Below are 2,201 nucleotides of genomic sequence, written 5' to 3'. Positions count from 1 at the left end.
TTTTGACAATTTTCGAGCTCGACTATTAGCTTGCTTTTCTAATTAGTCTTTCTTATCACCGCAAACCCAGAAGACCCCACAGCAGTTTGAATGCTTGTCTGGTCAGTCACATCCAAGCGAACCGCTTTTGCAGTTTTCGGATAGTTGTGCTCCAGGTCTTGAATTTGGCTGACATTGCGAGCCGTGGCTATCACGCGATCGCCCTTATCTAAAGCAGCCTCAGCCAAAGCACGACCAAAGCCCGTTGAGCTACCTGTAATCAGCCACACGCGAGATGATTCTTTACCAATCATGATAATTTGTGCTCCAAATTCACTCTAGCAAATCTAGATCAGCCGTCGGCAGCAAAAAACCCTAAGCCTGACTGTCAAGACTTAGGGTTTTAGATTTTAGATTTGAACGAGCTCACGAACAAATTCTTTAAAAAGCAACTTAACCGCCTTAGCCGCAACACGCGATCGAATCAGTCGCACCGGCCGACCGCTAAGTTTTTCAGCATCCATAATTTCACCAAGCCTATCGCCAATGTCATTCTTTAGGCGCGATCGACTCGGCTCAATTCGAGTAAACACCCATTGCCAAAGAGCTTTACGACATAAATCAGAACCGCCAACAACCTTAGATTTATGTAAATCACCGCTGGATTCTTGGGAAGGAGCGCAGGGCGAACGCATCTAAAATTTATGTTAGCAGAATATGGTATATTGGAGAATAATTATTGATTACATACGAAACATTTAAGCAGAGTTAGTTCTTATGAAACTCAAGCCTAAAATCACCATTGCTGACCATTTTGCTGACTTAGAAGATCCAAGGATTGAGCGAACGAAACGCCATCAATTAATTGATATTATTACCATCTCAATTTGTGCCGTGATTTGTGGTGCTGACACATGGGTGGATATCGAAAGTTACGGTCTATCTAAATATGAATGGTTAAAAAAGTTTTTAGAATTGCCGAATGGCATACCTTCACACGACACAATTGCGCGAGTATTTTCTCGTCTCAAACCCGAGCAGTTTCAGAAATGTTTTTTGAGTTAGATTCAATCTATTAGCTGCTTCAATCCAGGAGAACTAATCGCAATTGATGGGAAAACTCTTCGCCATTCTTACGATCGGGGAGGAGATAAAAAAGCGATTCATATGGTTAGTGCTTGGGCTGCCAGTCAAAGATTAGTTTTAGGGCAAGTTAAAGTTAACAAAAAATCCAATGAAATCACAGCAATTCCGGCTTTACTCAAAGTATTAGAATTAAACGGAAGCATTGTCACCATTGATGCGATGGGCTGTCAGAGGTCAATTGTGAAGTCAATTGTTGAACAGGGGGGAGACTACGTAATCACCTTAAAAAAGAACCAGCCATCCCTATATGCCAGAGTAGAGGAGTTGTTTAAACAAGCAATTAGCCAAGGATTTTCTGGCTTTACACATACGGTTTATTCGCCCAAACAAGAAAACAATCACGGTCGCTCAGAAATCCGACATCACAACCATGTTAAGTGATATCAAAGAGCTGATTAACCCCGACAATCAATGGGAGAAACTTGACAGCATAGGTATGATAGAACCGGTGCGAATGGTGAAGGGGAAAACGACTATCGAAATTCGTTATTACATTAGTAGTTTACCAAATAATGCTCAAAAGTTTGGTGAATCAGTACGCAGCCATTGGGGGGTTGAAAATTCCTTACATTGGGTATTAGATGTGGGTTTTCGCGAAGAGGATTGTCGGATTAGAAAAGATAATGCTCCGCAAAATTTTGCGATTCTTAGACATATCTCTCTCAATCTTTTAAATCAAGAAAAAACCTCAAAAACTGGAGCAAAGAACAAGCGACTTCGAGCCGGGTGGGATGATGAGTATTTGACTAAAATCCTCGCTATTTCAGTCAACTAAATTCTCACAAACAACTCATTGCTAACTATTATACAACTTGTAAACAGTGGTTGTAAGCTTTTTATTGTCTCAAAAATTGCCGCAAGTAAAAATTACCATTAATCAGTTCCTCTTTTCTCTTAAAAGTCATTACAAAGCGTGTTTATAGCTTTTAATAATAGTGAATTTATCTTAAAATATACTCACCACCGGTGAACAGCGTTCAATAAGATGCGTTCCCCCTGGTTTAATAATTGATTCAACTGTTCCAGAACCAATCGAACTTATGGATTCTTCTTTATAGTATTGGTAGTTGACTATT

Annotated in this window: 2 protein-coding genes and 1 pseudogene; 1 reads left to right on the top strand and 2 read right to left on the bottom strand. The window is 40.0% G+C overall.

Going from position 1 to position 2,201, the window contains the following annotated elements:
* Positions 1-38: 38 nt before the first annotated feature.
* Together QUB66_RS29505 and QUB66_RS29500 are read right to left on the bottom strand one after the other, a co-directional pair.
* Positions 39-293 carry an SDR family NAD(P)-dependent oxidoreductase gene (locus tag QUB66_RS29505; protein WP_265240100.1) on the bottom strand — a complete coding sequence of 85 codons (255 nt, stop codon included), beginning with the start codon at positions 291-293 and terminating at the stop codon, positions 39-41.
* Positions 294-389: 96 nt separating this feature from the next.
* Positions 390-674 (bottom strand): hypothetical protein, encoded by a 285-nt coding sequence (locus QUB66_RS29500; RefSeq protein ID WP_265240102.1) that lies wholly within the window; start codon positions 672-674, stop codon positions 390-392.
* Positions 675-756: 82 nt separating this feature from the next.
* Between QUB66_RS29500 and QUB66_RS29495 the strand changes: the two are divergent.
* Positions 757-1,900 (top strand): annotated as a pseudogene (locus QUB66_RS29495) (ISAs1 family transposase).
* The last annotated feature ends 301 nt before the right edge of the window (positions 1,901-2,201 follow it).

Origin of the sequence: Microcoleus sp. A2-C3 (assembly GCF_036706065.1) — a bacterium.
Lineage (GTDB): Bacteria > Cyanobacteriota > Cyanobacteriia > Cyanobacteriales > Microcoleaceae > Microcoleus.
Note: the sequence above shows the minus strand (reverse complement) of the source record. Positions and strands in the feature narration are given on the sequence as shown.

Bases quoted from the DNA above. Each gene is read 5' to 3' on its own strand.
- QUB66_RS29500 (WP_265240102.1), bottom strand. From the start codon at position 674: ATGCGTTCGCCCTGCGCTCCTTCCCAAGAATCCAGCGGTGATTTACAT.
- QUB66_RS29505 (WP_265240100.1), bottom strand. From the start codon at position 293: ATGATTGGTAAAGAATCATCTCGCGTGTGGCTGATTACAGGTAGCTCA.